Here is a 957-nt window from a genome sequence, read left to right as displayed (position 1 = left end):
CCCCGACCCCGCCCCGGGCACCGCACAAACCTCGGCCCACCACCAAGCCGGGCACCGGTTCGACCACGCCGCCGTCGCCGAGCCGGACGGCGCCTCCCGCGAAGCCCCCGGCGAAGCCGCAGTGGCAGACCCGGGTGGTCAACGGCACCTCGGTGCTGCGCCCCGGTGGATCGTGGCGCACCAACCGGCTGACCTTCTCCCTCACCTCCGATGGCAACCTGGTCCTCTCCGATCAGGGCCGCCGGGTGTGGAGCGCGCAGACCGGTGGCAGGGGCGCGGACCAACTGGTCTTCCAGGACGACGGCAATCTGGTGCTCTACTCGCGGAGCATGGCCACGATCTGGAGCACCCGCACCGACGGGAACAACGGCGCCATCCTCGTGCTGCAGAACGACGGGAACGTCACGATCTCGCGCAACGGCCGGACGCTCTGGCAGACGGGCACGGCGAAAGCGGGCTGACCCGCGACCTCGACCCACTCCGTCCGTCCCGTCCGTCGAAAGCGAGGTGATCCGCCCCATGCCCCCGGGCTGGACCGATCCGCCGCCGACGACCGGCGTCACCGTGGAGGCCGTCGGTGACGCGCTGGTGCTGCGCACCGGGGCGGACGCCCGTGAACCGTTCGTCGCGCTGGCCGCGGCGCTGCCGGTGGAGGCCGGGCAGAGCGCGGTGGTGAGCGCGCCGACGGTGACGGGCCGTACGGACTTCTTCGAGCTCCTGCCGGATCTGCTGATCGAGCACCTCGGCGGCAGCGCGGGCGCGGTCCGGGTCGTCGCGACGGGCGCGTACGCCGACTCCGTCCAGCCGGTTCCCGCCGCGCGGAAGCTGGCCGAGTGGGTCGGGCAGGACGTGCTGGTGCCGGTGGTCGGGCTGATGGTGGCGCCCGACCGGGGCCGACTGCTGCCGGCCGACGCGCTCGGCTCGATCTGGGTGACCTGCTCGCCCGACGGCCCGCCC

At 73.9% G+C, this 957-nt stretch carries 1 protein-coding gene and 1 pseudogene; both read left to right on the top strand.

The genetic code is table 11. The features are described 5' to 3' along the window. Window positions 1-461: pseudogene (locus E1211_RS32165) on the top strand (hypothetical protein); the annotation flags it as partial. Between the two features lie 58 nt (window positions 462-519). Beyond that, window positions 520-957 (top strand): hypothetical protein (locus tag E1211_RS32160; RefSeq protein ID WP_132354010.1); only part of this gene is annotated, 438 nt, incomplete at its 3' end.

This window comes from Micromonospora sp. 15K316 (assembly GCF_004348525.1).
GTDB lineage: Bacteria > Actinomycetota > Actinomycetes > Mycobacteriales > Micromonosporaceae > Micromonospora.
Note: the sequence above shows the minus strand (reverse complement) of the source record. Positions and strands in the feature narration are given on the sequence as shown.